Below are 26,517 nucleotides of genomic sequence, written 5' to 3'. Positions count from 1 at the left end.
GAACCATAAGTGGCCGTTACCGCAGCAACGGATATGTACCCAATACAGCTACCGCGCCAGCACCATGGCAAAATACCCAAACACCGTGAGCAAAATCCCCGACACCGCATACGCCACCGGAAACCCAATCCACGGCACCGTACTATCAATTTCCTTGGCCGCCTCCCGCGCCGGCCCCGAGTGACTCCGCGCCCCCGCAACACCGCCCATGAGAATCGCCGGGTTGATCTTGAACACATGAAAACCCACAGCCCAAACAATAAACGGTGGAATCGTACAAGCCACGAACCCAAGCAAAAAGATCTTCAACGCAATGATCGCGCTAATCTGCGAAACCAGGTTAGCCCCCGCATTCACCCCCACAATCGCGACAAAGAATATCAACCCCATGTCCTCGAGAATGTTGCGCGCCGCATTCGGTGTATTGCCGAAAAACCGCACCCGCGACACCAGCGACGAGACGATAATCCCCGACACCAGCAACCCGCCCGCATTGCCCAGCCCCACCGCCGCACCGAACGCCGGCACCTGAATCAGCCCGATCAACAACCCCAGCACCATACCCAGCGACAGCGTCAGCAAATCCGTCGCCGTACTCGCCCGCCCCGCCTTGCCCAGCAACGCCGTGGCCTTGTCGATGGCACTGCGCAAGCCAATCAAGTGCATCACATCCAGGCGCTGCAACCGCGTTTCCAGCCCCACCGGAACCGGCGCACCACCCCGCTCAATCCCCACCAACTGCACCTGCCCGGCAATCGGCGACTGGCTGAATTCCTTGAGCGCCCTGCCCACGGCATCCTTGTGGGTCACCAGAATCACCGCCTCATCCAGCGGTATATTCAACGCCCGGGCATCCGGTACTTCCGGCCCGATCAGGCCCATGTGATCGGTCAGCGCATCCAGGCTGCCGCCCAGGGCGATCACATCGCCCAGCTGCAACACCAGCGTCGGATCAGCCCCCAGCAACTCTTCACCACGCTCGACGTTCTCGATCTGGTACAACGCAAAGCGCTGGCGAAACTGCGCGATGCTCTGCCCCACCAGCTCCGGGTTCACCAGGCGATAGGCCCGCAGGTCAAACGGCCGATACCCACTGAGCCCGGCATCGTCGACGTTCGGCACACCGTGCTCCACCTCGAATGCCTTGGCCGCCTTGCGCGCATCCACACCCCACCAGCGCGGCAGGTATTTGCAGATCAGGATGATGCCGACCGTGCCCCAGATATAGGTGATGCCGTAAGACAGCGCGATCATCGCGGTGGCCGCCGCCGCCGTGGTGCCCGGTGGCAGCGGCACCACGCCCGAGGTAATCGCCTGTTCGGCGGAGCCAATCGCCGCCGACATGGTTTGCGAACCGGCAAGAATCCCGCCCGCCGCGCCCACCGGCAGGGATAACAGCCGCACGCCGAGCACCACGATACCCAGCCCGAGGAACGAGGACAGGATCGCCAGGAAGGTGAATTTCAGGCCATCACCCTTGAGACTGTTGATGAACGAAGGCCCGACCCGCAGCCCGACGCCGTACATGAACAGGTAATAAAACAGGCTCTTGGTAAAGTTATCGAGTTCGAAATGCACGCCGTAGTAAGACGCCCACGTCGCAATCGCGCAGCCGATCACGATGGCCCCGGCCACCGCGCCCAGGCCATAACCCTTGATGGTGCCGCGCCCGACCCAGACGGACAGGCCAACCACCAGGAACAGCAGGATGTAGGGGTTGTCGTGCAGGAAAGTAAAGAAGGCAGTCACGATGATTCGTACCTGGCGATGCAACGCTAAAGGCACCGGGCCTCGAGGCCCGGCGGGTGTTCAGTGCGTTCAGTCGAGGTTCGGGGTGTCGGCCGGGATGACCGGGTCGGCGATGGCGCCATGGCTGAAGCTGGGGCCCGCGTCGGAATGCTCCACCGGGTTTTTCTGCAGGTGGGCAACGGCCTTGCGCAGGTCTTCCAGCAGCAACGCCACCAGGTCACGGCTCACGCCATGCCGTACCAGGATGCGCTGTACCACGACGTTCTGCCGATCGGACGGCAACGGGTATGACGCGATCTGCCAGCCGCGCATGCGCACGCGCTCCGACAGGTCGTAGAGGCTGAAGCCGTGGTCGACGCCGTCCTTGAGCTTGTAGCAGACCGCCGGCAGCCCATCCTTGCCGTCGTACACCAGTTCCAGCGGGGCAAACTTGGTGATTTCCGAGGCCAGCCATTGCGCCGTGTCGGAGCACGCTTGTTGAATCCGCGTGTAGCCGTCGCGCCCCAGCCGCAGGAAGTTGTAGTACTGGGCGATGATTTCACCGCCGGGCCGGCTGAAGTTCAGGGCAAAGGTCGCCATGTTGCCGCCCAGGTAGTCGACGTAGAAGATCAACTCTTCCGGCAAGTCTTCGGTGGAGCGCCAGATAACCCAGCCGACGCCCAGCGGCGCCAGGCCGTACTTGTGGCCGGAAGCGTTGATGGACTTGACGCGCTCGATGACAAAATCCCATTGCAGCTCTTGCTGGATGAACGGGGCGATAAACCCGCCGCTCGCCGCGTCGACATGGATCGGGATATCCAGGCCGAGGTCACGTTGCATCGAGTCCAGCTCGGCCGCCAGGGCTGCGACCGGTTCGTAGATCCCGGTGAAGGTCACGCCCAGGGTCGCGACGACACCGATGGTGTTTTCGTCGCAATATTCCCGCAGGTCGGCCGGGCGCAGGCCCAATGCGTCACCGCGCAACGGCACTTCGCGAATTTCCACATCGAAATAACGGGCGAATTTCTTCCAGCAGATCTGCACCGGGCCGCACACGAAATTCGGTTTGTCGGTGGGCAGCCCCGCCGCTTCCCGGCGTTTCTTCCAGCTCCACTTCAGTGCCAGGCCGCCAAGCATCGCCGCTTCGCTGGAACCGGTGGTGGAGCAACCCACGGTTTGCCACGATTTCGGCGCGTGCCACAGGTCGGCAATGATGTGCACGCAACGGTTTTCGATCTCGGCCGTCTGCGGGTACTCATCCTTGTCGATCATGTTTTTGTCGAGGGCATCGGCCATCAACTGCTGCACTTCGGGCTCGACCCAGGTGGTGCAGAAAGTCGCCAGGTTTTGCCGGGAATTGCCGTCCAGCAGCAGTTCGTCGCGCACCAGGTTGTAGGCGGCCGACGGCGTGGTCGAGTGGTCCGGGAGGCGGTATTTGGGCAGTTTGTGCTGGGCGGAGCCACTCGAATAGACGTCTTCGATGGCTTGGTCCTGGGTCTCTACGGTTCTGTGAAGTGCCATGAAATCCTGCTCTTGAATGAGGGAAATGGCGTAGACGTTGATCGCGACAAATGCCGATCAGGCTGCGTCAGGAAACGAACGATGGAGCGGTGGCGCCGAATATCACACGCACGGCGGCGCAGGAAAGTGACCCAGATCATTAAAGGCGTGGATAAGCAGGCAGACGTGCCGGGGGTGCCTGGCAGTGACCTACTGGCTCAGTGCTTCGTTCAATATCAGGCTGCGATAGTGCCCGGGGTTGGAGCCCGACCACTTGCGAAACGCCTTGTAGAACGAGCTGGCATCGGCAAACCCCAGGCGGGTGGCGATCTCGGCAAAGCTGATGTCGGAATCGGCCAGCCAGACGATCGCCAACTCCTTGCGCACGCTGTCCTTGAGGCCCTGGTAGGTCTGCCCTTCTTCCGCCAGGCGCCGGCGCAGGGTCGAGGCCGAGATGCACAGGGATGCGGCCAGGCCTTCGGTTTCCGGCCAGGTGTCGGCAGGCATGTGCCGCAGGTCGGTCTTGATGCGGGTGGCAAGGCTGTCCGGGTCGCGGTATTTGACCAGGATGTTGGCGGGCGCATGGGCCAGGAAGCGCTTGAGCTCCTCCGGGCTGCGCTTGATCGGCAGGTCGAGGCAGTCGGCGGAAAAGATCATCCGGGTACGCGGCCGGTCAAAGCGCAAGTTGTCGGAAAACATCACCTGGTAGTCGTCGCAGAAGTCCGGCTGCGGGCAACGCAGTTCAATCGCCAGGATCGGGATCCGGCGCCCCGCCAGCCAGCAGGCGACGCCGTGGACGATCATCCAGTAGGCGAAATAGGTGAAGGCGCGCCTGGGTGCGGGCTCCGGCTCCAACAGGACGATTTCCGCCAGGCTCTGCTGGCGAACCAGTTGCGCCGGCAGGCGCTCGAGCATCAGTGACAGGAACCCCAGGCCGGTTTCCATCGCAGTGGCCAGGCTCGGTTGTGCCATGGAGGCCCGGCAGAGGAACTCCAGGCTGCCGGATTTGAGCTTGCGCGGGTCCATGCCAAAGAATTCATCGTCCATTCGCCGTGCCAGCAACCGCCATAAGCGTGCGTAAGCGGTTGCCGGGACGCGTGCGGTTGGCTGGCCCAGCAGTGCTGGATCAATCCCGACCTTGGTCAACACTTCATCGGTCGCCGCACCCGGCGCACAGCTCTGCAACAGGGCTTCGCGGACCAGTTGGATGGAAATCGTGTCTTTTTCCGACATGGGGAATGGCGCAATCCGGTGGCTGGGACGATGCCGCGCATTCTAGTGTCGGATGCGGTTTGCCACCACCGTTCAGTCAAGGTTCAGTAAAGGTCAATATTCCCTGTTTAGTAATGAGTATCATTATGTTACAACTTAGCATCCTATCTAGTGACGATTCGGTGCCGAATGCTTGTTCCCTTTTTAATCATGCTGCGCGAAGGCATAGAAGCCGCCTTGATCGTTGGCATTATTGCCAGCTACCTCAAGCAAACTGGCCGTGGCCAGTACATGCCCGCAGTGTGGATCGGCGTATTTCTGGCAGCGGCCCTCGCGCTGCTGGTCGGCGGTGGCCTGGAACTGGTGAGTGCCGAATTCCCGCAGAAACAACAGGAACTGTTCGAAGGCATCGTCGGCCTGGTGGCCGTGGGCATTCTCAGCTCCATGGTGTTCTGGATGCGCAAGGTCGCGCGTTCCATCAAGCATTCCCTGCATGAATCCCTCGATCATGCCCTGGCCGGCTCCAAACACCAGGTCACCGCACTGATTGCCATGGTGTTTTTCGCCGTGGCCCGTGAAGGCCTGGAAACCGTGTTCTTCCTGCTGGCCGTGTTCCAGCAAAGCGAAGGTCCGGGCGCGCCGATTGGCGCCCTGCTCGGCCTGATCCTGGCGATCATCGTCGGCTTCCTGATCTACACCGGCAGCATGCGCCTGAACCTCGGTGCGTTCTTCCGCTGGACCGGCCTGTTCATCCTGGTGGTGGCCGCCGGCATCCTCGCCAACTCGGTACAAGCCCTGCACGAAGCCGGGGTATGGAACCACCTGCAAACCGTACTGTTCGATTTCAGCGCGACGCTGCCGATGGATGGCCCGCTGGGCTCGGTGCTGGCCGGCATGTTCGGCTATCAGGACGCCCCGACCATCAGCACCCTCGGTGCCTACCTGATTTACCTGGTGGTGGCCCTGGTGATGTTCTTCCTGCCGGCGCCGCCGAGCAAGCCGGCTACCCGCACAACCTCTTCCGTTTCCAGCCAGTAAGGACCGCCTCTTGTCCAACCAAACCCCTCAACCGGCTCCGCCCTCCCGCGCCTTGCGCTGGGCGGTGGGCGGCTCGGTGGTCGTGATGATCGCCGCCGGTGGCCTGTTCTACTACGCCTCGCAACTGGCCGCCTCCAAGCGCCAGGCCAACCACGATGAAATCGCCGTCACCATCCACGCCCACAGCTGCGAGCCGAATGCGCTGACGGTACCGGCCGGACGCGCCAGCTTCCGCATCATCAACCGCTCGGACCGTGCCGTGGAATGGGAAATCCTCGACGGCGTGCTGGTGGTCGAAGAGCGCGAGAACATCGCCCCGGGCCTGAGCCAGGTGATCAACGCCAACCTGCTGCCCGGCGACTACCAGATCACCTGCGGCCTGCTGAGCAACCCGCGTGGCACCTTGAAGGTGACACCGACTGCCGAGTCTGACGCCCAAGCCAAGGCCAAGCCGTCGATGGTCGCGTTTATCGGCCCGCTGTCGGAGTTCCGCGTGTACCTGAGCAGCCAGGGTAGCGCCCTGGTCAAGGCCGTTACCGCGCTGGACCAAGCCATCGAAGCCGGCGACCTCGCCCAGGCCCAGGCGCTTTACGTACCGGCCCGCGAGGCTTACCAGCGCCTGGCCCCGGCCTCGCAACGCCTGGCGGAACTGGACAACGCGATCAACGCCCGCGCCGACTACTTTGAAAAGCGCGAGCAGGACCCGGCCTTCAGCGGCTTCCACCGTCTCGAATACGGCCTGTTCCAGCAACGCAATCTCGACGGCCTGGCGCCGATTGCCCAGCGCCTGGTCACCGACGTCACCAGCCTCAAGCAACAGCTGCTGGCCCAGTCGCTGCCGCCGGAGCAACTGGTGAGCATCGTGGTGCGCAACCTCAACAGCCTGGCCGACGTACGTGCCGCCAGCGGTGAGGAAGAACGCTACAGCCATACCGACCTCAACGGCTTCGCCGCCAACCTGGACGCCGCCCGCAAAGTGGTCGACCTGATGCGCCCGCTGCTGACCAAATCTGCCGCGCAATTGCTGCCGGGGATCGACAGCGCGATCACCGCCCTCGATGCCGAACTCAACGGTTTGAAAGTCGATGGCCGCTACGCCTCGTATGACAGCGTTACCGCCGATCAGCGCAAGCAGATCGCCGACAAGGCCAAGGCTCTGGCCGTTGCACTCGATGGAATCGACCCCGCCCTTGGCCTTTCCGGCCTGAAGTGAAGACGACCGTAGACATGAGTGATTCAGAACAATTTTCCGCCCAGCGTCGTCGTGTATTGCTGGGTATGGCCGCCACTGGCGCGGCCATTGCCGGCAGCAGCCTGAGCTGCCCGGCAATGGCTGCCAACGCGGCGGCACAGGTGACCACCGCGCCAAGCAGTGAAAAGACCCAGGACCACCACGATTTCCATGGCAAGCACCAGACCGGCATCGTCACTCCGCGCCCGGCCTGCGGCATGTTGGTGTCATTCGACGTGTTGGCCAGCGACCGCGAGGACCTGGAGCGGCTGTTCCGCACCCTGAACGAGCGCATCGCATTCCTGATGACCGGCGGCACCGTGGTGCAAGTCGACCCGAAACTGCCCCCCACCGACTCCGGCATCCTCGGCCCGGTGGTGACACCGGACAACCTGACCATCACCGTATCGGTGGGCGAGTCGCTGTTCGACGAACGCTTCGGCCTGGCCGCGGCCAAGCCCAAGCGCCTGATCCGCATGGTCGGTTTCCCCAACGATGCACTGGAACCGGCGCAGTGCCACGGCGACCTGAGCCTGCAGTTCAGCTCTAACACCCCGGACACCAATATCCACGCCCTGCGCGATATCGTGAAAAACCTGCCGGACCTGCTGCTGGTGCGCTGGAAGCAGGAAGGCAGCGTGCCGCCCCAGGCCCCTGCCCGCCCCGGCGAGCCGGCGCAAAGCGCGCGCAACTTCCTCGGTTTTCGCGACGGTTCGGCCAACCCGAACTCCAACGACAACAAGGCGATGGATCAGATTGTGTGGGTCCAGCCAGGCAGCGACGAACCGGCCTGGACCGCCAACGGCAGCTACCAGGCGGTGCGGATCATCCGCAACTTCGTCGAACGCTGGGACCGCACCCCGCTGCAAGAGCAAGAAAGCATCATTGGCCGGATCAAGACCAGTGGCGCGCCCATGGATGGCCAGAAAGAAACCCAGGTCCCGGACTACAGCAAGGACCCGGAAGGCAAGTTGACCAAGCTCGATGCCCACATCCGCCTGGCCAACCCGCGTACTGCACAGACCCAGGCCAACCTGATCCTGCGCCGGCCGTTCAACTACTCCAACGGCGTCAACAAAAACGGTCAGCTGGACATGGGGCTGTTGTTCATCTGCTACCAGGCTGACCTGGAGAAAGGCTTTATCAGCGTGCAAACCCGGCTCAACGGCGAGCCTCTGGAGGAATACCTGAAGCCGGTTGGCGGCGGTTACTTCTTCACCTTGCCAGGCGTCACCGGGGCCCAGGATTTCATCGGGCGCACGCTGCTTGATGCGACACATCCACAAACCACTGCCAAAACCTAAAACAAACCCCAGAGCGGAAATCGTCCCATGAAGAAGTCGTCTCTCGCATTGTCGTTGTTAATGAGCCTTTCGCCGCTGGCCGCCTTCGCCGCCACCGCGCCGCTGGATCTGGTAGGGCCGGTGTCGGACTACAAGATTTACGTCACCGAAGAAATCGGCGAGCTGGTCACCCAGACCCAGGCGTTCACCGACGCCGTGAAAAAAGGCGACCTGGCCACCGCCAAGAAGCTGTACGCGCCAACCCGCGTGCACTATGAGTCGATCGAGCCGATCGCCGAACTGTTCAGCGACCTCGACGCCTCCATCGACTCCCGCGTGGACGACCACGAGAAAGGCGTGAAAGCCGAAGACTTCACCGGCTTCCACCGCATCGAGTACAGCCTGTTCTCCGAGAACACCACCAAAGGCCTCGACGCCCTGGCGGACAAGCTCAACAGCGACGTACTGGACCTGAAAACCCGCGTGGACGGCCTGACCTTCCCGCCGGAAAAAGTCGTCGGTGGTGCTGCTGCCCTGCTGGAAGAAGTCGCCGCGACCAAGATCTCCGGTGAAGAAGACCGCTACAGCCACACCGACCTGTATGACTTCCAGGGCAACATCGACGGCGCGAAGAAAATCGTCGACCTGTTCCGTCCGCAGATCGAGAAGCAAGACAAGGCCTTCGTTGCCAAAGTCGACAAGAACTTCGCCACCGTGGACAAGATCCTGGCCAAGTACAAAACCAAGGATGGCGGTTTCGAGACCTACGACAAGGTCAAGGAAGCCGACCGCAAAGCCCTGGTTGGCCCGGTCAATACCCTGGCGGAAGACCTGTCCACACTGCGTGGCAAGCTTGGCTTGAACTGATCCAGACGCTGCATGCTCTCGCCCGGCCTGCCGGGCGAGAGCCTTCCTCAGGCTGACGCCACCTGCACTCCGTCCGAAGGCCGCAAGGCATCGCGGATAGTCCGCAGCTTCAAGCACGTTTCCTCGTACTCACTCCCGGGATCCGACTCGGCGACAATGCCGCAGCCGGCGAACAGGTACGCCTCACAGCCTCTGATCAACGCCGAGCGCAACGCCACGGCAAATTCACCATCACCCTGCGCATTCATCCAGCCCACTGGCGCTGCGTACCAGCCACGGTCGAGCTGCTCGTGCTCTCGGATATAGGCCATCGCCTCACGTCGCGGCAAGCCACCCACCGCCGGCGTCGGGTGCAGGGCCTGCACCAGTTGCAGCAATTGCACCTGGGGATGCAAGCGGCCCATCACCGGCGTCAACAGGTGCTGCACGTTGGCCAGCCGGTGCAACTGCGGCTGGCTGGCAATGTCGAGCATCGCGCAATAGGGCTGCAATGCTTCGCGCAGGGTTTGAACCACCAGGGTGTGTTCGTGGCGGTCCTTGGGGCTGTCCATCAAGGCCTGGCCAAGTTCGGCATCGTGCTGCTCGTGACGACCACGCGGGCAAGTACCGGCCAACGCCACCGTGTTCAGCGTGCCACGAGTCACCCGCACCAGCCGCTCCGGCGTTGCGCCGAGAAAGCAGCTGTCACCACGGCTGAACGCAAACAGGTACGCCTGGGGATAGGCCGCCTTGAGGTTTTCCAGCAGCGGGCCACAGGGGATCGTCCGTGAGGTGGTCAACCGCACTTCGCGGGCCAGCACCACCTTGCGCAGGTCGCCGGCGTTGATGCGCTGCACGGCCGTCGCCACGGTGTCTTGCCATTGCTGCGCGCTGATGGTGTTTTCGTCGCTCGGTGTGCCGAGGGGAATCTCCTGGCGTGGCGCACTGGCGTAGCGGGACAGAAGCAACGTCCACTGGGTTTCCAGGCTCTGGGCGCAACGCACCGCGTCCGCCCCGGGCTCCAGCCACTGGCTGAAGATCACATGATGTTGCTCGGCTTCCCGCAGCAGCAGGATGCGCGGCAGCACCAGGGAGGTGGCGGCGAATGACTGCCATTTGAGCGAGCGTGGGCCCTTCGGGTCAAACGCAAAGCCGCCACACAGCAACGGCTGGCGCGGCCCCACCTGATGGGCCTGGCTGAGCAACGCCTGCCACGCCAGGGCACTGGCGTTGAAGCGGTCATCGGCCCCGGGGCTGATTTCCTCGGTACAACCAAAGCCGGCCATGGCCAGTGCGCCCCGGTCACTTGACCAGAACAGGCTTTGCCCGAGTACCTGGCGGTTGGCGGCAAATAACCGCAGCGGGTCCAGGCGCTCCGAGGCCAGGCTGAACACCACCAGCACTGCGCCGCCCTTCTCGCGCGCCAGGCGTTCGCCCTCGGTCAGCGCCTGAAGCAATCCCGGCAGACGTTCACTCATGCTCCGCTCCTTGATGCTGCTGGCGCCAGTGGCGCACTTGCTGGTCGATATTCCATTGGATGATCTGCGCAAACAGCGGGACCACGAACATCGGGTCCAACCCTTCGCGCTCGGCCCAGCGGCGGCGATGGGGCAGCATGGCGGCCACCCGCTCGGGGGCGGCGATGCTGGCTTCGTCAGGCTTGAACTGCGCCGCAGCTTTCACATAGGCCAACCGCTGGCCGAGAGCGCGGATGATCTGTTCGTCCAACGTGTCGATACCCAGGCGGACGTCTTCCAGCCCGCTGCACTGCTCAGGTGTTTTCATAGGATTCTCCGGTCATGGGGTCGACGGCCAGCACTGCCACGCCGGTTCGGCGGGGCTGCCCAGCAACAGTTCCAGGTGCTCGATCAGGTCGGCCTGGCTGTCGCGCAGGTAAAAATGCCCGCCGTTGAAGGTTCGAAAGTCGGTGACCTGGCGCGTCACTTCCGACCAGGCATGGGCTTCCTCCCGATCGACTTCGCGGTCGGTGCTGCCCAGGCATACGCTCACGGGCACGTCCAGCAGCTCGCTGATATCGCCGCAGTAGTTTTCGATCAGGCGGTAATCATTGCGCAATGCGGGCAGGTAAAGTGCCTGCATCTCGGGTTCGTCCAGGGGTGATGGCGCACCACCCGACAGGCGCCGCACATCCGCCAGCAGACCGGCATCCGGGCCCTGGTGCAATTGGCTGTGACGTTGCCGGTGAGGGGCCGGATGGGCGGAGACGATCAGCCGTTGCAGGTCCTTGCCCTGGCGGTTCAGGCGCCGCGTCACCTCATAGGCCAGCGCCGCACCCATGCTGTGGCCGAACAGCACCAGCGGCCGGTCGGACAGGTCCCACAGCGCCCGGGTAATAGTGCCCGCCATCCATTCCAGGCTGCCGGGCCAGGTTTCACTCAGGCGCTCTTCGCGGCCGGGGTATTGCACGCTGACCAGTTCGATGTCAGCCGGCAACAGTGCCTGCCAACCGCTGAAAAATCCCGCGCTGCCGCCGGCGTGGGGCAGGCAGACCAATCGGCAACGCGGCGTTTGATGCTGCGGGTAACGTCGCAGCCATGGGCTGGGGATTTTCTTCATAACACGCCCTCCTCCAGTTCAGTGGTGACGTGGATCCGGGTCTGCGGCAACCAGCGCAGCACCTGGCGCAAGCAGTCATCGGCGTCCATCACCTGGGCAGCGTAGTGCGTGCCTTCGGGCAGTTTGGCCAGTTGCAGGGCGCAGATTGCCGCCACTGTGCCGGTCAACGCCGAGCCGTCGGCGGCACGCAACCAGGCGGTGGCCTGCTGCGGTTCGCCGTGTTGCAGGCCTGCCATTTCGACTGCGAGCAACTGGTAAGGCGTGCGCCCTGCCAGGTCCAGCGCACTGGCCTGTACCAGGGCGGCAATGTTCTCTGCCGTGTGTCGCAGAGCCGGTGGCGAGCCCTGAATGCGCCCGAGTGCGGCCCGCAGGTGGCCGCCGTCGAACAGGTTGTAGGCCTGGGCTTCGCGCACCCGCAAGTCAGTAAACAAGCGCTGTTGCTCAGTGGTTAGATACGGGTGGGCCGTTACGGGACCGCCCACCAGCCAGGGCCGCTCGAAGTGTTCATCGACGAGTACGGCGGACTTGATTGCACGGCCATCGCACCAGCCCATCGAGGCCTGGCCATAGCCGTTGCCGAGGCTCAATAGAAAGTCCTCGGCCGCCGTTGTCGACAACCGCCCAAGTCCGACGGCATAGCAATGCACGGCATCGACGCGCTCGAACGACGCCGCAAGCACCTTGGGAAACAACCCCGACAGCCCGGGCAACATGCCGGCTGATAACACCACACGACGACCCGGCGGCAACTGAGCGGGCAGCAGCTGATGCAGCGGATCATCGCCGCCGACATCGATGTAATCGGCGCCACTGGCCAAAGCGGCCAGCGCCACCCGGTCGAGCACCTGGTAGCTGGGGCCCGCGCAATTGATCAGCAGGTCGCAGCCGCTGCAAAACGCCGCCAGGCTTTGGGCGTCCCACAGGTCCACTTCACGGATCTCGGCCTGCCCGTTCAACTCGCCGTCGTTAAAACGCTGCCCTTGCCCAGGGTCGCGACCGCCCAGGCGCAAGCGGCAATGACCGACCAGCACCCGCGCAACCTGCCGACCGACATGCCCATAGCCGCCTACAATCCCGACTCTCACGCCGCCACCTGCGCCAGCCGTTCGAACGCGCGGGCCACGGCTTCGACCTGGGGGCTCTGCATGCAGCTGAAGTGGTCGCCCGGCACGTCCACCACCTGCAATTCGCCAAGGCACAGGGCCTGCCAGTATTGGCTCATGTCGCGGTGCATGCCGGGCAGTACCTGGACTTCACCGCACTGGCGGATAAACACCATGTCACCGTCGTAAGGCGTGGCCTGATGCAAGGCGACGGCGGCCAGGCTGTGGCGCAGCACCTGCAGTTGCTCGCGCAGCCAGTCCAGGTCGCTCAGTTGCGAGCCGGCGTGGCGCATCGCGTCTGCAATTGCCTGCAAGCGCTCATCTGCCGACTTGGATGCCAGGGCCCGCAGGCAGGCCAGGGCCGTGGCACAGTCGGGCTCATCCTGCAGCGCCAGCAACGCACCTTGGGGCACGCGGCCCGGAGTTTGGCGCAGCACCTTGGCAATCGCCCGCTCCATCGCCTGTTCATCCACCGGGTAACCCAGGGTGTGCGGGTCGGCCTGCATCACGCGGGCGAACACGTACTCCGCCAGCAGGTCATCCTCGATCATGAACGGCACGCGGTAGCTGCTGATCACTGTCAGTTGCAGCACCTCGATGTCCCTCGCCGCGAGGCATGACGCCAGCTCCGTCGCCAGCAACCCGCCGAGGCAATAACCGACGATGCTCACCTGGCGCCGGCCTTCGGCGTGCAAGGTGTCGGCATAACGCTCGGCCAGTTCACGAATCGCCGTAGCCGGTGCCAGAGCCAGGTAACCCGGTACATCATTGAGCACCAGCCCCTCCAGTGGCGCTTCTTCCCCGAGTGCAGCAAACAGCGCGCGATACGGTGCCAGGGTGCCGCTGCCATCATGGACAAAGATCCGCGCCGGGCCTTGCGCCTCCTCACGAATCCGCACCAGCGGCGACAGGCTCTCGCTGCCCTGCCCCCGCAGGTAATCCGCCAGGGCCGCAACGGTGGGCTGGTTGATCAACTGGCGCAGCAAATCCCCCCAGGGCACGTTACGGGCCTGGGGCAGGCTTTCCCGCAGGCGACCAACCACCTGCGCCACCAGCAATGAATCACCGCCCAACTCAAAGAAGCCCTGTTCACGGCCCACCCTGGGCACCCGCAACAGGGTTTGCCAGACCTCTGCGATACTGCGCTCCAGCGCATCCAGCGGTGCAGCCCCGCTGTTGGCCTGTTGCGTGGCCTGGGCCATGCCGAGGTTGGCCAACGCCTGGCGGTCGACTTTGCCGTTGACCGTCAGCGGCATTTCATCCAGTACCCGCCACTCGGTGGGTACCATGTAATCCGGCAGGCGCTGGCCCAGATGCGCGCGCAACGCCTCCGGCTCAAGGGTCTGGCGCTCGGTCTTGAAGCGCGTGATGAACAGGTGCTGGCCGATCTGTGACATCGCATCGTCAGCTGCCGGCATGCACAGCGGCGTCTGCGCGCCGGCTTCCTGCAACAGTTGCTGCCACTGCTCGCGGCGGATGAACGTGGTGTCCTGCTCGGCGCGGAAATCCTCGAACGCGGTCAGGCCCTCCTTGAACTCCATGGACGCCATGATCTGGTAGGTGTCGCGGGTGGCTTCGATAAAGATCAGCCAGCCGCCGGGGGCGAGCATTTCCCGCAGCCGGGCGAGTACCTGGCTGGCATGCCGCGAGTTGTGCAGCACGTTGGCACACAGAATCACATCCAGGGAGTTGGCGGCGATGCCTTGGGCCCAGTGGTCGAGGTTCAGGTCAAACAGCCCGTAGCTGACCCACGGAAACTCGACGAAATGCTCCCGCGCTTCGTTGAGGAAAAACTGCGACAGGTCGGTGAACTGGTAGTCCACTGCCAAGCCGTCCAGGGCCGGAATCAGGTCGGCACTGGTGCCGCCCACGCCTGCGCCGATTTCCAGCAACTGCAGACGCCAGCCCGCCGGTTGCAGTGCGGCGATTTCCTGCACCGCCGCACACACCGCCTGGTTCAGGTACTGGCTGATCAGGTTCTTGCGATAGGCGCCTTCGGCGGTGTCGGTACGGCCTTCGGGAAACAGCAAGTGCAACGGGTCGAGCCGGTCGCTCATCAGGGCAGGCAATTGCTCCTGGCTTTCCCGCAGGTAGCGCAGCACTTCACCGCCCCAGCCCACACTCGGTTCCAGCGCCTCGATGCGCTGCCACAGCTGACGGTATTCAGCACCCGAGACCCGCAGTGACGAATAGGCGCCGGTGCCTGGGTTGCGGTCTACCAGTTGTTCGCGATGCAGCGCTTGCAGCCAGCGGCGGATCAGCCGTTCGTTGCGTGGCGCCACTTCGCACAGGCTCATGATCTGGGCCAGGTCGTGCTCGACGCCCGGTTGATCAAACAGTCCCGGGCGTTGCAGGGCCAGGCCCATGGAGAGCAACGCGGCACGCTCGACGCAATCGGACATCTGCGTGATCAGCGCTTCCGTCAGTTGGCCTTTCACGCCGTTAGCCGCCGCCAAGGCGTTGGGTGCCAACCGGGCCGGCCAAGGCAGTGGAGTATCACGCAAAGTCCCGCGCACGCAGGCCTGCAAACGCCGCTCGAACGCGCCCTCGCCCGCAGCGACCACCACGGCCGATTCGACATGAGGATGACTGAGCAAGGCACTTTCGACTTCCGCCAACTCGATGCGATGCCCGCGAACCTTGACCTGGAAATCCTCACGGCCAAGGAACTCGATCAATCCGCTTTCGAGGTAGCGCCCCAGGTCGCCGGTGCGGTACAGCCGCTCGCCGCTGTGGGCATGCTCGATAAAACGCTCGGCGGTTTTCTCCGCGTCCCCCAGGTACCCCATGGCCAACCCCGTGCCGGCGATGTACAGCTCACCGGCAACGCCTTGCGGGCGATCGCGGCCTTGTTCGTCGAGCACCATGAAGCGTTGATTGGCCAGCGGCGCGCCGTAGGGAATGCTGCGCCATTGTGCGTCCACCTCGGTGATTGGATAGGCAATCGACCAGATCGCCGCTTCTGTGGCGCCGCCCAGGCTGATCAGTTGCAGCTCAGGCAACAACGCAGCGATTTCGGCGGGCAGGTTCAGCGGGATCCAGTCGCCGGACAGCAAGGCCAGGCGCAGGCTCTGAGGTGCCGCGGCCGGCACGGCTTGCAGGTAATGGGCAAGCATCTGCAACTGCGCGGGCACCGAGTTCCACAGGGTCACACCGTGCTCGCGGGCGCACTCGGCCCAGTGGGACGGGTCGGCGCGGCGTCCGGCGTCGGGCAACACCAGGGCGCCACCTACGGCCAGCAGGCCGAAGATGTCGTACACCGAGAGGTCGAAGCCCAGGCTGGCCAAGGCGAGTACCCGGTCTTCGGCGCCGATGGCGAAGCGCTGATTGATATCCACCACCGTGTTGAGGGCCGCCTGGTGACTGATCATCACACCCTTCGGAATCCCGGTGGAGCCGGAGGTGTAGATCACGTAGGCAAGTTGTTGCGGTGTCACCTGCGGCGCCGGCAGTTCACGTCCGGCACTGGCTGCGGCCTGATCAACGGGTATGCACTGGGTCACCTGGGCGGGCCAGGCCACGTCCTCGCTCAACCACGACTGGCTGAGCACCCGGCTGACCTCGGCGTTCTCAAGAATCAACGCGCGCCGCGCCATCGGCTGATTAGTGTCCAGCGGCAGGTACGCCGCGCCGGCCCGCAAGATCCCGAGTACACCGACCACCTGGTCGATGCCTTTTTCCATGCATACCGCGACCCGCTCGCCGGGCTGGCAACCGCCATCCAGTAACTGCTCGGCAATCGCCTCGGCACGGGCGGCGAGTTGCGCGTAAGTGAGCTGTCGCGCGCCCTGGATCAGGGCGACACGTTGGGGTTGCGCCCGGGCCTGGCGAAAGAACGGTTCATGCAGCAAGCCTGGGGGAATCGGCTGCGCCGTCTGGTTGATCAACTCCCGCACCAGTCGCTGGGGTGCCGGCAGTTCAAGGCAATCGTCCAGGGTCCAGGCCGAAGGCTCCCGCGCCAAGCGCTTGAGCAGACGTTCGAAGGTGTCGAACATCGCTTCCAGCATGGCCTCATTGAACACGCCCTGGCGAATGTCCCAATTGATGAACAGGCCGTTGTCGCGCTCGCTGACCTGGCAATCAATCAACACTTGCGGGGTCTGGCTGATGCCGTGCACCAGTTCTGCGCCGGGCATAAATGCCCCGCCGCCACTTTCGCCACCGGCGCCCAGGGTGCTGGTGAAGGCATAGGGCATCAAGGCCGCATCACGGCCTTTGCGCCGCGCCAGTTCGCGCAGTACTTCAATGCCGGAACACAGGCGGTGGTCCATGTCTTGCCACAGTCGCTCCTGCAACTGCTGGCTGCGTTCACCAAAGCTGCCGCCTTGCAGGGTCTGGACTTCCAGCAATTCCACCGAGCTGAAATCCCCCACCAGCCGATCGACCTGCGGGTGCAGCGACAGGCGATTGAGCAAGGTCAGGCTCAAGCAGAAATGCCCCTTGCGGCTCCAGCGCCCCAGGGTTTCGGCATAGCAGGAAAGAATCGCCGCCGACGCACCCACGCCGGCCGCCGCTGCATTCAGGCGCAGGGCGTTGAAATCCCGGGCCTCCAGGTTCAGGGCGCGGCGCTCGAAACGCGGTCCGCTGGGAGCGCCCTGCATGGGCAATTCCGGAGCACCGGGCAGGCTGTCGACCCGCGCCCACCAGTACTGGCGGTCACGCTGGTAACGCGGCTGTTCCCGCAACCGGCGCTCGCCCAGTACGTAGTCGCGAAAACTGATGGGCGCCGCCGGCGGCAAGGCTTCGCCACGATAGACCTGCTGCAACTCGGCCAACAGCATGCGCACGCTCTGGTAGTCGCACACCAGCAGATCCACTGAGAGATGCAGGCGCGCATGTTCACGGCCCTGGCTGACGCACAACTCGATCAGCGGCCACTGCTGGGGCGACGCCAGGCGAATTTCCATGCGTTCGCGCAGAGCGGCCAGTGCACGGCCGTCGTCTTCGCGCAGGTCATGCCGGGCGATCAGGTAATGCGGCACCTGGGGCAGGATTTGTTGGTAGCCGTCTTCCAGCACCACCGCCCGCAGCATGTCGTGACGCGCAATCAGATGGTTCCATGCCTGCTCCAGGCGCGCCGGGTCCAGTTCCCTGAGTTCAAATTCCAGGTAACCGTGGCACGCCACCCCGCCGTAGCTGAATGCCTGGGTGCGGCCCATCAGGTAAGCGGCCTGCACGTCGGTCAGCGGAAACGGTTCGCTGCGGGCAGCCAGGTCGGCCGAGACGGTGGGCATCACCGGTTCCATCAATTGCTGCAACAACGCGTCCTTGTGTTCGCGCAATTGTTGCAGGCGGCCTTCATCCATCACCCCGGCGGGCGCCCGGTAGCGCAGGCGGCCCTGCTCTTCCCAGAGTTCCACACCCAGTGCTTCGAGGTCCTGTTGCAGTTGCTGCAGTGTCATAGCGCACCCTCCACCATTGCGTTCCGGTTGACGTGGTCCTGTTCTCGTCGGGCGACAAGCCATTGGGCCTGGCGGGCGACGGTGGCCGCGTTGAAAAAGTCCTTCAGCGACAGTTCGACGTCGAACTGTCGGGCGATACGTTCGATCAGGCGAGCGGCCAACAGACTGTTGCCGCCGAGGGCGAAAAAGCCCTGGTTGCGTCCCACCAGGGGAATGTCGAGCAATTCGCGCCAGAGCCCGGCCAACAGTTGTTCGGCTTCGCCTTGAGGCGCGTCTTCATGCTCGGGTCTGGCGCCCTGGCGTTGCTCCTGCACCAGCCACAGCAGTGCGGCGCGGTCGACCTTGCCGTTGGCGCTCAGGGGCAGTTCGGTGAGGTTCAGCCAGTGGTCCGGCAACATGTGTTCCGGCAACCATTGGCAGAGCCACTGGCGCATGGCTTCGGCATCCGGCAGCGCGTCGCCCATCAGGGTTGCTGCCAACTGCGGGTTGGCCCCGGGCAACACCAGGGTGACGGCACGACTGACGGCCGGATGGCGTTCCAGGGCCACGTCGATCTCACTGAGTTCGATGCGGAAGCCACGGACCTTGACCTGCTGGTCCATACGCCCGAGAAATTCGAGGCTGCCGTCGGGCCAATAACGGCCCTGATCGCCGGTGCGGTACCAGCGTTGCCCGGCGTGCTCGACGAAGCGTTGGGCGCTGAGATGCGGCAGGCCACGATAGCCCTGGGCAACCCCGGCGCCGCCGATCCACAACTCCCCCGCCACCCAGTCCGGGCAATCGCGGCCCTGGCTGTCGACGACTCGAAAGCTTTGGTTATCCAGGGGTTTGCCGTAGGGAATCGAGAGCCAGTGAGCCGGCACTTCGTCGACGTCCTGGACGTTGGACCAGATGGCCGCTTCAGTGGCGCCGCCGAGAGCGGCGAACCGGGCGCTTTCGCCGGCTGCCAATCGCAGGCGGCGTGGCAGGTCCAGCCCGACCCAGTCACCCGAGACCATCGCCAGGCGTAATCCGCTCAGGGCATTCGGCTCGCGGGCCTTGAGGGTCAGCATGTCGAGCAACGCCGGTACCGAGTTCCACAGGGTCACGCGCTGCTGGCGGATCAGCCACAACCATTCGGACGGCTCCTTGCGCCGCGCATCCGCTGGCAGCACCACGGCGCCACCGACACTCAGCAGGCCAAACAGGTCGTACACCGACAGGTCGAAATCGAGGGCGGAAACCCCGAGCACACGGTCATCCGCGCCCACCTGATAACGCCGGTTGATCGCGGCGACGGTGTTCAGCGCCGCCTGGTGGGAAACCTCGACGCCCTTGGGTTCGCCGGTAGTGCCAGAGGTAAAAATCACATAGGCCAGTGCGTCCGGCGCCACCTCGATCGGTTGTTTCAGGGCCCTGGCCGAACGCGCCTGGGCCAGGTCCACCACTTGCAAGTCCGCCAGCCATACACCGCGATCACGGTGGGCCGTATCGGTGATCACCACCTTGGCTCCGGCGCGTTGATAGATCATGTCGCGACGGGCTGCCGGCTGTTCGATACCCACCGGCACATACACCGCGCCCGCCGCCAATATGCCGAGCACCGCAACGATTTGCGCCTGGCCTTTGGGCAAGGTGATCGCCACCGTATCACCCGGTTCAATCCCCCACTGGCGCAGGGCACCTGCCACTTGCAAGGCCTGGGCCGCCAGCTCGGCGTAACTCAACTCAGCGTCCTCGGTGATCAATGCCACCCGCTGCGGGTGCACCTGCGCCTGTTGGAAAAAGCCATCGTGCAGCAAGCCTTTGTCATAGGCCCAGGGCGTGTGGTTGACCGCTGCACGGACCTCTTGCTGGCCTTGGGGCAACGGCAGCGGCGCGGGTTGGCGCCAGTCACCGGTACACAGCCACGCCAGCAGGTCGCCATAGGCGGTGAACATTTCGTCCAGCAGGCCTTCGGGGAACAGCGCATCTACCCCGTCCCAGTTGAGCAACAGGCCATCGGGCAGCGGATAGCTCTGGTGGTCAAGCCACACTTGGGGCGTTTGCGACAAGGCCCAGCCCGGTTCGCCCAGGTGCTGCCGGCAAGTGGCGTCGACAAACGCTTCGCCAAGGTTGCAGGCAAACACTACGGGGGCGCCGCCTTGCCGGGTGCGGGACAACTCACGCAGCACTTCCACACCAGGCCAGGCGCTGTGGGCGATGTCGCGGTGCAGTTGGCGTTGCAGGGCTTGCGCCTGCTGCGCGAAAGAACCCGCCTGGCGCTGGTCGATCTCCAGCAGCACCAGGTTGGAAAAATCCGCCAGCAGATGCGGGACGCAGGGGTGCAGCTCCTGGCGGTTGAACAGCGGCACGTTCAACAGGAAATGCTGGCTGGCGCTCCAGCGGCCCAGCACTTGGGTATAGGCGCAGCACAGCACGCTGGCCAGGGTCAGGCCGTGTTGGCGGGCCTGGTCTTCCAGGGCTCGCAACTGCGCGCGGCCGAGGCGCATCGCCAGGCGACGAAAACGCGGCGGGCCGAGGGATTGCGGCTCGTGTGCCAAGGGGAGTTGCGGGCCGTCGGGCAGGTCATCCAGACGTTGCAGCCAGTAGTCCCGCGCGCCGGCATCGCTGGTTCGGGTGGCGCCCAGGTAGTGGGCAAAATCCCATTCCAGACGTGGCAGCTGCGCCTCTTGCCCGCTGTAGATCAGCGCCAGATCCCGCAGCAGTACGCTGATACTCAGGACGTCCGCCACCAGCAAATCGATGTTCAGGTGCACCCGGCTGCGGCCGTCGGGCAAGCGGCTGAGTTGCACATCAAACACCTCGCCCTGGCGCACATCCAGGCAGCGGTGGGCCAGGCGCTCACGCAAGGCCAACTCATCCGGCCGTTCATGCACGGTCAACCCAGGCCACGGGCTGGTCGGCAGCACGCGCTGGCAAGTGGCGTTCGGGAAACAGGCGCGCAGCATGGGATGGCGGTGAGTCAGGCGCATCACCGCGCTTTCCAGGCGTTGAGCGTCGACCTGATACCCGTCCAGCTCCTGATACAGGTGACAGCCAACGCCCCCCAGCGGCATGGCCGGGTCGCGACCAAACCAATAAGCCTGCTGCAACGGTGTGAGGGCGAAATCGTTGTCGGCGGCGACGGGCTTGAGGTGCGTCGCCTGCCCGCGACGGCGGTCGATCAGCAACCACCAGGCCTCAAGGGTCGGCTGCTCAATCAGTTCGGCAAAGCTCACCTGCACACCTTCGCGGGCGAGCAAGGCCGGCAGGCGCATCATGCTCACCGAGTCCAGGCCCTGCTCGATCAGCGAGGCATCGGGCTCCAGGTCCTGGGGGGCATAGTCGAGCAACTGCGCGACACCGGCGCACAGCGCCTCGGGGCTGTGTGCGAGGCCGCCGGGTGCAGGATGAACGCATGCCAGTGATGGGTTATCGGTCATGGGGGACGGTCCTTTGGGGAACGGTAGGGTCTGGGCGCAAGCGCCAGCGATTGATCGCTTCGCGCTCGTGGAACAACTCGCGGTAACGGCCGGGCGTGGCCATCAACGCGTCATGGCGGCCGACCTGGGCCAACTGGCCGTGGTCGAGCAGCAGAATCTGGTCGGCATGGGGCGCCAAGGTCGGTTTGTGGGTGACCAGCACCACCGTGTGCCGGCGGGCCAGTTGCAACAGGGTCCGATTGACCCGCGCCTCGCTGATGGCATCGAGGGCGGCGGTCGGCTCGTCCAGCAGGATCAGCGACGCGTCCTTGAGCAACACCCGCGACAACGCCAGGCATTGGCGCTCGCCGCCGGACAGGCTGACGCCCTGCTCGCCCAGCACGGTGTGCCAGCCCTGGGGCAGGCGCTCGGCGAGGCGGTCGAGGCCGGTGGCGCGGGCGGCGTGCTGCCATTGCTCTTCGCTGGCGTCGGGGCGGCCCAGCAGCAGGTTGTCCAGCAGGCTGCCCGGCAACAGCGGGCTGTCCTGGAACATCAAGGCGACCTGGGTATCTCGGGCCAGGGCCGACAGTTGCCGCAGGTCGACACCGCCGAGGTGAATCGCGCCACTGCTTACATCGCTGAAGCGCGCCAGCAGGCGCAACAGGCTGGACTTGCCGGAGCCGGACGCCCCCACCACCAGGTTCAGCGAACGCTCCTGCAACGTGAAGTCGATGCCTTGCAAGATCGCCTGGCCCTGGCGGACCAGTCCTACGTCCCGCACTTGCACGTCGTAACCCAGGGCAGGTTGGGGTTCGAGAGGCTCAGGCAACCCCGGCATCTGCAGCAGGTGGCGCAGGCGATTCAAGCCGTGGCGGGTCTGGCGCAACGTGGTACCGAGGTTGACCAGCGCGCCCATTGGCTCCACCAGGCAGGTGGCGAGAATCGCCAGCGCCAGGAACTTCGCCGCATCGAGGGTGCCACCCAACACGGCATACAGGCCGCATAACAGGATGGCGCTGTAGCCGGCCTGCAACACCACCGCCAAACCCAGCGCGGCGGGAAAAGTGCGCCAGTGGGCGTGACGCTGTGCCTGTTGCTGCTGGGCCAGGGCCTCGGTGAGCAGGTCGAAACCTTGCTCGGTGCGCCCGCTGGAGCGCAGCAACGGTTGCTGGCGCAGAAACTCCATCACCCGGGCCGCCGCTTCATTGGCTGCGGCTTCGCTCAGTGCTTCAGCTTGCCCGCCCCAGCGCACGCCCCAGTGGTACACCAGCACCAGCAACGGCAACGCGGCCAGTGCCGCCAACGCCATGGAGCGGTCGTAGAAAAACAGCGCCAGCAGGAGTGCCAAAGGCGTCAACAGCGCATTGGCCATTGGCTGCAAAAGGTGCGCCGGGGTGCTCATGATTTGCAGCACGGTGTGAGTCACCAGGCGATTCAGTTCAGCGCTGCGCCGCTCCACAAACCATTCCAGCGGCAGTTGCACCAGCTTGTCACCAATGCGTCGGTTCAACGCCTGGGCTGCTTCGGCACCGGCGCGATAGCCCGCCAGCTGGGCATACCGGCGCAGCCAGAGGCACAACAAGGCCATGCCGGTGAAACCGATGGCCCAGGCCCAAGGCGTGGTGTTGCCGAACCACTGGGCAAAGGCCATCGGCAACAACGCCAACGCTGCGCCCTGGGCCAACGCGCTCAACGCCATCGCCATCAGCGCACGCCGCAACAAGCCGGCTTCACGGGGTTGCAGGCTGCGTAACAGCGCGCGAATCATGCCCGTGCCCTCTTCAGTGCGGCCGCCGAAAACTGCTCAGCGGCCCACAGCCCGGCGTAAGTGCCCTGCTGGTCCAGCAAGCCGTGATGCGTACCGCGCTCGACAATCCGCCCGCCTTGCAGCACGACGATCTGGTCGGCGTCCTGGATGCTGCTCAAGCGGTGGGCGATTACCAGCACCGTGCGGGCACGGGCCAGGCGAGACAGCGCCTGCTGGATCGCGGCTTCGGATTCAGGATCACTGGCGGCGGTGGCTTCATCGAGAATCAGGATCGGCGCTTCACTGAGCATCGCCCGGGCAATGCCCAGGCGTTGCACTTCACCGCCGGACAGTTGCACGCCGGCTCCGAGGACGGTGTGATACCCCTGGGGCAGCGCGAGGATGCGCTGGTGAATCTGCGCGGCCCGGGCGGCGGCTTCCACCTCGATTTGCGTGGCGTCGGGGCGCGCCAGGCGCAGGTTGTCGAGGACGCTGGTGCGCAGCAGGCGCACATCCTGGAACACAAAGGCGACCTGGCGATACAAGGTGGCGCTGTGCATGTCCCGCAGGTCGACGTCGCCGATGCGGATCGCCCCGGCACTCACATCGGCAAAGCGCGCAAGCAAAGTGGCCAGGGTGGATTTGCCGGCGCCCGAGTCGCCCACCAATGCGGTCAGCGTGCCGGGCGGTAGATCCAGGTCAATGTCATGCAGCACCTGCGTGCCGTCGGGGTAGCGAAAGTCCACGCCTTCAAAGCTCACCTGGCGGCCCTTGGGCTCGCGGGATTCGCGAGGTTGCGTCAACGTCGCGCTGTTGAGCACGGTGGCGATACGGCTGGCGGCCATGCGGCCCTGCACCAGTGCATCCGCACCATGCCCGACGGCCGCGACCGGCGCTGCCAGGGCCGGCCCCAGCAGCAGGAACGGCAGCAGTTGCACCGGCATCAGCCAACCGCCAGCCACCAGCGACGCACCGCCCAACAGCACCAGGGCCAGCACCAGCAACGGCGAAAGCAGCACCTCGACACTCGCCCCAAGCCCGGCCCAGCGTTGGGCCCAGCAGGAAAAGAAACTGGCGAAACGTTCCACCGCACCGAAGAACTTTGACTGCACCCGATCGGCCCGGCCGAATGACTTGACCATGGCGATGCTCTGCACAAACTGCTGGGTGGCCAGGGACAGGTTGCCCAGCGCGGCGCCCAGTGCCTTCTGGTCATCCCGATAAGCCTGGGAGCGCAAGGCTCGCAGTCGCCACAGCGCCAGCGCTGGAGGCAGCAGCACCACAACGGTCATCGGCACACTTACCGTCAGCAGGTACAACAGGCACGCCAGGGGCGCCACCAATGCGGCGGCGAGGTTGTTTGGCAAGTGCGCCACCAGTTGATGCAGCGCACCTACGTCGTCGAGCAAAACACGGTCGACTTTTTGCCCACCACGGGCGCTGAACCAAGCCAGCGGAACCCGCGCCAAATGCGCGGCCAGCCGTTGGCGAACCTGGCGTTGCAGGTCGCTGTCGGCCAGGTGGGTCATCTGCAAGGCGGCAGCCAGCCCGAGCATGCGCAACAGCAAAGCGCCCGCACCGGCCAACAACCACCAGAACCCATCGTGCAGATCGAGTTTTCCGTCCAGCAACGACGGCGCCAACTCCGCCACCGCGATCAACGGCAGCAGGCCGATCAGGGTCGCCAGGGCTTGCAGCAGCATGGCGCAGATCAACCGGCCACGTACAGGCGCGAGCAGTTCACGCAGCGAGTCTTGATCAGCCACGGGCGGCGCTTCCCTCAGGTTGTTTTGCCCCGAAATACAGCTGCTGGATAGCCTCCCGCAGGTGCTTGCGGCTGACCTTGCCCACGCCGGTTTGCGGGAAACCGGGGATAAATTCGAAGCGGTCCGGCAGCTTGAAGGCCGCCAACCCTTGCTCACGCAGATGGCGCAGCAGTTCCGGCGGGCGCGGTGCCGTGCCACGGGGAATCACGAAGGCGCAGGTGCGTTCGCCGAGGTAGGCGTCCGGCATCGCCACCAAGGCCACATCGGCGACGGCAGGATGGCTGAGCAGGAGGTTTTCGACTTCTTCGGCGGCGATCTTTTCGCCGCCACGGTTGATCACGTCCTTGTCGCGACCTTCGACCATCAGGTAGCCGTCGTCGGTGAGCATTACCCGGTCGCCGGTGCGGTAGAAACCGTCAGTGGTAAACGCCTGGGCGTTGTGCGCAGGGTGGCGGTAGTAACCGCGAATCGTGTACGGACCACGGGTCAGCAATTGGCCGACCTGGCCCTGTATCACGTCCTGTTCGTTGTCGTCCACCACCCGGATTTCGTCGCCCGGGGACATGGGTTTGCCCTGGGTGTGCAGGACTCGTTGCGGTGGGTCGTTGGGGTCGGTATAGCAAATCAGCCCCTCGGCCATGCCGAACACTTGCTGCAAGCGGCAGCCGAGGGTGGGTTCCACGCGGCGGGCAGCCTCGAAGCTCAGTTTGGCGCCGCCGACTTGCAGCAGTTGCAAGCCTGGCAGGCCCTGCCCGCGCGCCTGGGCGGCATCCAGCCAGACCAGCACCAGTGGCGGCACCAGCGCGGTATGGGTCACGCGTTCATGCTCGATCAGGGCGAAGCAGGTTTCGGCGCTTGGCGAGCCGCTCAGCACCACACGGCCGCCCATCAGCAAGGTGCCCATGAACCCAGGGCAGCACATGGGAAAGTTATGGGCCATGGGCAGCGCGGCGAGGTACACCGTGGCGTCGGTCAGGCCGCAACGTTCGGCGCTGGTCCGCACGTTGTAGAGGTATTCATTGTGGCGACGCGGGATCAGTTTCGGCACGCCGGTGGAGCCACCGGACAACTGGAAACACGCGACGGCATCCGCGGGCGGCGCAGAAAAGGTTGGCTGCGGGTCGTCCAGATAAAGGTCTTCGAGCGCGATGAATTCTTCAGCCTCACCGGCCACGATCACCCACGCAAGGTCGCCATGGGCCGCCTTCAAGCCACGGGCCATGCCCCGATAATCAAAACCTGCCGTGACGTCAGCGCAGAGGTATGCCCTGGCCTGGGCAAACTCGCAGAAGCGGCCGATTTCCAGATGACGATGGGCCGGTAACGCAAAGATTGGCCGTACGCCGAGGCGATACAGGGCGAAGCACACTTCGACAAAACCCACGCAGTTCGGCAGTTGCACCACCACGTTGTCCCCTGCCACCAACCCCAGCCGGGAGAACCCGCCGGCCAGTTGATCGACCCGTTGATCCAGTTGGCGATAGCTCACCCGCAGCGTTCCATCGGTGATCGCTTCACGCTCGCCAAAGGTGCGGGCGGCGTTGCGCAGCAGGTCGCCAAAGGTCTCGTCGCACCAATAGCCTGCGTCGCGATAGCGTTGGGCAAACGCTTCGGGCCAATCGGGGCAGTCGTCAATGATAGTCATGGGGTCTCCAGAGTTTTTTTCGGCAATAAGGGGCCGATGCCGTGAACAAAAGGCCT

Annotated in this window: 16 protein-coding genes; 4 read left to right on the top strand and 12 right to left on the bottom strand. The window is 64.6% G+C overall.

What is annotated here, in order from left to right; genetic code table 11:
- Window positions 1-48: 48 nt before the first annotated feature.
- From HX817_RS31510 to HX817_RS30315, 3 genes are all read right to left on the bottom strand, one after another.
- Window positions 49-1,749, bottom strand: a complete 1,701-nt coding sequence (locus HX817_RS31510; protein ID WP_177042272.1) for a transporter — start codon at window positions 1,747-1,749, stop codon at window positions 49-51.
- 69 nt (window positions 1,750-1,818) lie between these two features.
- Window positions 1,819-3,249: a glutamate decarboxylase gene (locus tag HX817_RS30320; RefSeq protein WP_008436222.1), complete on the bottom strand. Its 1,431-nt coding sequence runs from the start codon at window positions 3,247-3,249 to the stop codon at window positions 1,819-1,821.
- A gap of 189 nt (window positions 3,250-3,438) precedes the next feature.
- Window positions 3,439-4,461 (bottom strand): AraC family transcriptional regulator, encoded by a 1,023-nt coding sequence (locus HX817_RS30315; RefSeq protein ID WP_177042270.1) that lies wholly within the window; start codon window positions 4,459-4,461, stop codon window positions 3,439-3,441.
- Window positions 4,462-4,629: 168 nt separating this feature from the next.
- On the opposite strand from HX817_RS30315, the gene efeU reads away from it, so the two are divergent.
- From efeU to efeO (HX817_RS30295), 4 genes are read left to right on the top strand one after another with little or no spacing between them, the layout of a single operon-like run.
- Window positions 4,630-5,478 carry an iron uptake transporter permease EfeU gene (gene efeU / locus HX817_RS30310; protein WP_003218412.1) on the top strand — a complete coding sequence of 283 codons (849 nt, stop codon included), beginning with the start codon at window positions 4,630-4,632 and terminating at the stop codon, window positions 5,476-5,478.
- A gap of 10 nt (window positions 5,479-5,488) precedes the next feature.
- Complete coding sequence (efeO, locus tag HX817_RS30305) at window positions 5,489-6,691, top strand: iron uptake system protein EfeO (RefSeq protein WP_177042269.1); 1,203 nt, start codon at window positions 5,489-5,491, stop codon at window positions 6,689-6,691.
- Window positions 6,692-6,705: 14 nt separating this feature from the next.
- Window positions 6,706-8,013 (top strand): iron uptake transporter deferrochelatase/peroxidase subunit, encoded by a 1,308-nt coding sequence (gene efeB, locus HX817_RS30300; protein ID WP_177042267.1) that lies wholly within the window; start codon window positions 6,706-6,708, stop codon window positions 8,011-8,013.
- Window positions 8,014-8,040: 27 nt separating this feature from the next.
- Complete coding sequence (gene efeO, locus HX817_RS30295; protein WP_003218415.1) at window positions 8,041-8,859, top strand: iron uptake system protein EfeO; 819 nt, start codon at window positions 8,041-8,043, stop codon at window positions 8,857-8,859.
- A 47-nt stretch (window positions 8,860-8,906) separates the two neighbouring features.
- On the opposite strand, the gene HX817_RS30290 is transcribed toward efeO (HX817_RS30295), so the two are convergent.
- Genes HX817_RS30290 through HX817_RS30250 form a run of 9 tightly spaced genes read right to left on the bottom strand, consistent with a single transcriptional unit; the run spans window position 8,907 to window position 26,461 of the window.
- Window positions 8,907-10,316 (bottom strand): isochorismate synthase, encoded by a 1,410-nt coding sequence (locus HX817_RS30290; RefSeq protein WP_177042265.1) that lies wholly within the window; start codon window positions 10,314-10,316, stop codon window positions 8,907-8,909.
- Complete coding sequence (locus tag HX817_RS30285) at window positions 10,309-10,623, bottom strand: isochorismate lyase (protein WP_003218417.1); 315 nt, start codon at window positions 10,621-10,623, stop codon at window positions 10,309-10,311. Before HX817_RS30285 ends, HX817_RS30290 begins: the two co-directional genes overlap by 8 nt.
- Window positions 10,624-10,635: 12 nt before the next feature.
- Window positions 10,636-11,415 (bottom strand): thioesterase II family protein, encoded by a 780-nt coding sequence (locus HX817_RS30280; RefSeq protein ID WP_003218418.1) that lies wholly within the window; start codon window positions 11,413-11,415, stop codon window positions 10,636-10,638.
- Window positions 11,412-12,500, bottom strand: a complete 1,089-nt coding sequence (locus HX817_RS30275; protein ID WP_023658858.1) for a saccharopine dehydrogenase NADP-binding domain-containing protein — start codon at window positions 12,498-12,500, stop codon at window positions 11,412-11,414. Before HX817_RS30275 ends, HX817_RS30280 begins: the two co-directional genes overlap by 4 nt.
- Window positions 12,497-17,920 carry a non-ribosomal peptide synthetase gene (locus HX817_RS30270; RefSeq protein ID WP_177042263.1) on the bottom strand — a complete coding sequence of 1,808 codons (5,424 nt, stop codon included), beginning with the start codon at window positions 17,918-17,920 and terminating at the stop codon, window positions 12,497-12,499. Before HX817_RS30270 ends, HX817_RS30275 begins: the two co-directional genes overlap by 4 nt.
- Window positions 17,917-21,324 (bottom strand): non-ribosomal peptide synthetase, encoded by a 3,408-nt coding sequence (locus HX817_RS30265; protein ID WP_177042261.1) that lies wholly within the window; start codon window positions 21,322-21,324, stop codon window positions 17,917-17,919. Before HX817_RS30265 ends, HX817_RS30270 begins: the two co-directional genes overlap by 4 nt.
- The gene (locus tag HX817_RS30260; protein WP_003218423.1) at window positions 21,314-23,071 is read right to left on the bottom strand and encodes an ABC transporter ATP-binding protein; all 1,758 of its coding nucleotides are present in this window, start codon (window positions 23,069-23,071) and stop codon (window positions 21,314-21,316) included. Before HX817_RS30260 ends, HX817_RS30265 begins: the two co-directional genes overlap by 11 nt.
- Window positions 23,068-24,816, bottom strand: coding sequence for an ABC transporter ATP-binding protein (locus HX817_RS30255; protein WP_003218426.1), 1,749 nt, complete (start codon window positions 24,814-24,816; stop codon window positions 23,068-23,070). Before HX817_RS30255 ends, HX817_RS30260 begins: the two co-directional genes overlap by 4 nt.
- A complete protein-coding gene (locus HX817_RS30250) occupies window positions 24,809-26,461 on the bottom strand; it encodes a (2,3-dihydroxybenzoyl)adenylate synthase (RefSeq protein ID WP_177042259.1) in 1,653 nt (550 codons plus the stop codon). Before HX817_RS30250 ends, HX817_RS30255 begins: the two co-directional genes overlap by 8 nt.
- Window positions 26,462-26,517: the final 56 nt, after the last annotated feature.

Origin of the sequence: Pseudomonas sp. C6002 (genome assembly GCF_013385805.1) — a bacterium.
Taxonomy (GTDB): Bacteria; Pseudomonadota; Gammaproteobacteria; order Pseudomonadales; family Pseudomonadaceae; genus Aquipseudomonas.
The sequence above is the reverse complement of the archived record's forward strand: the minus strand, read 5'-3'. Positions and strand labels throughout refer to the sequence as shown.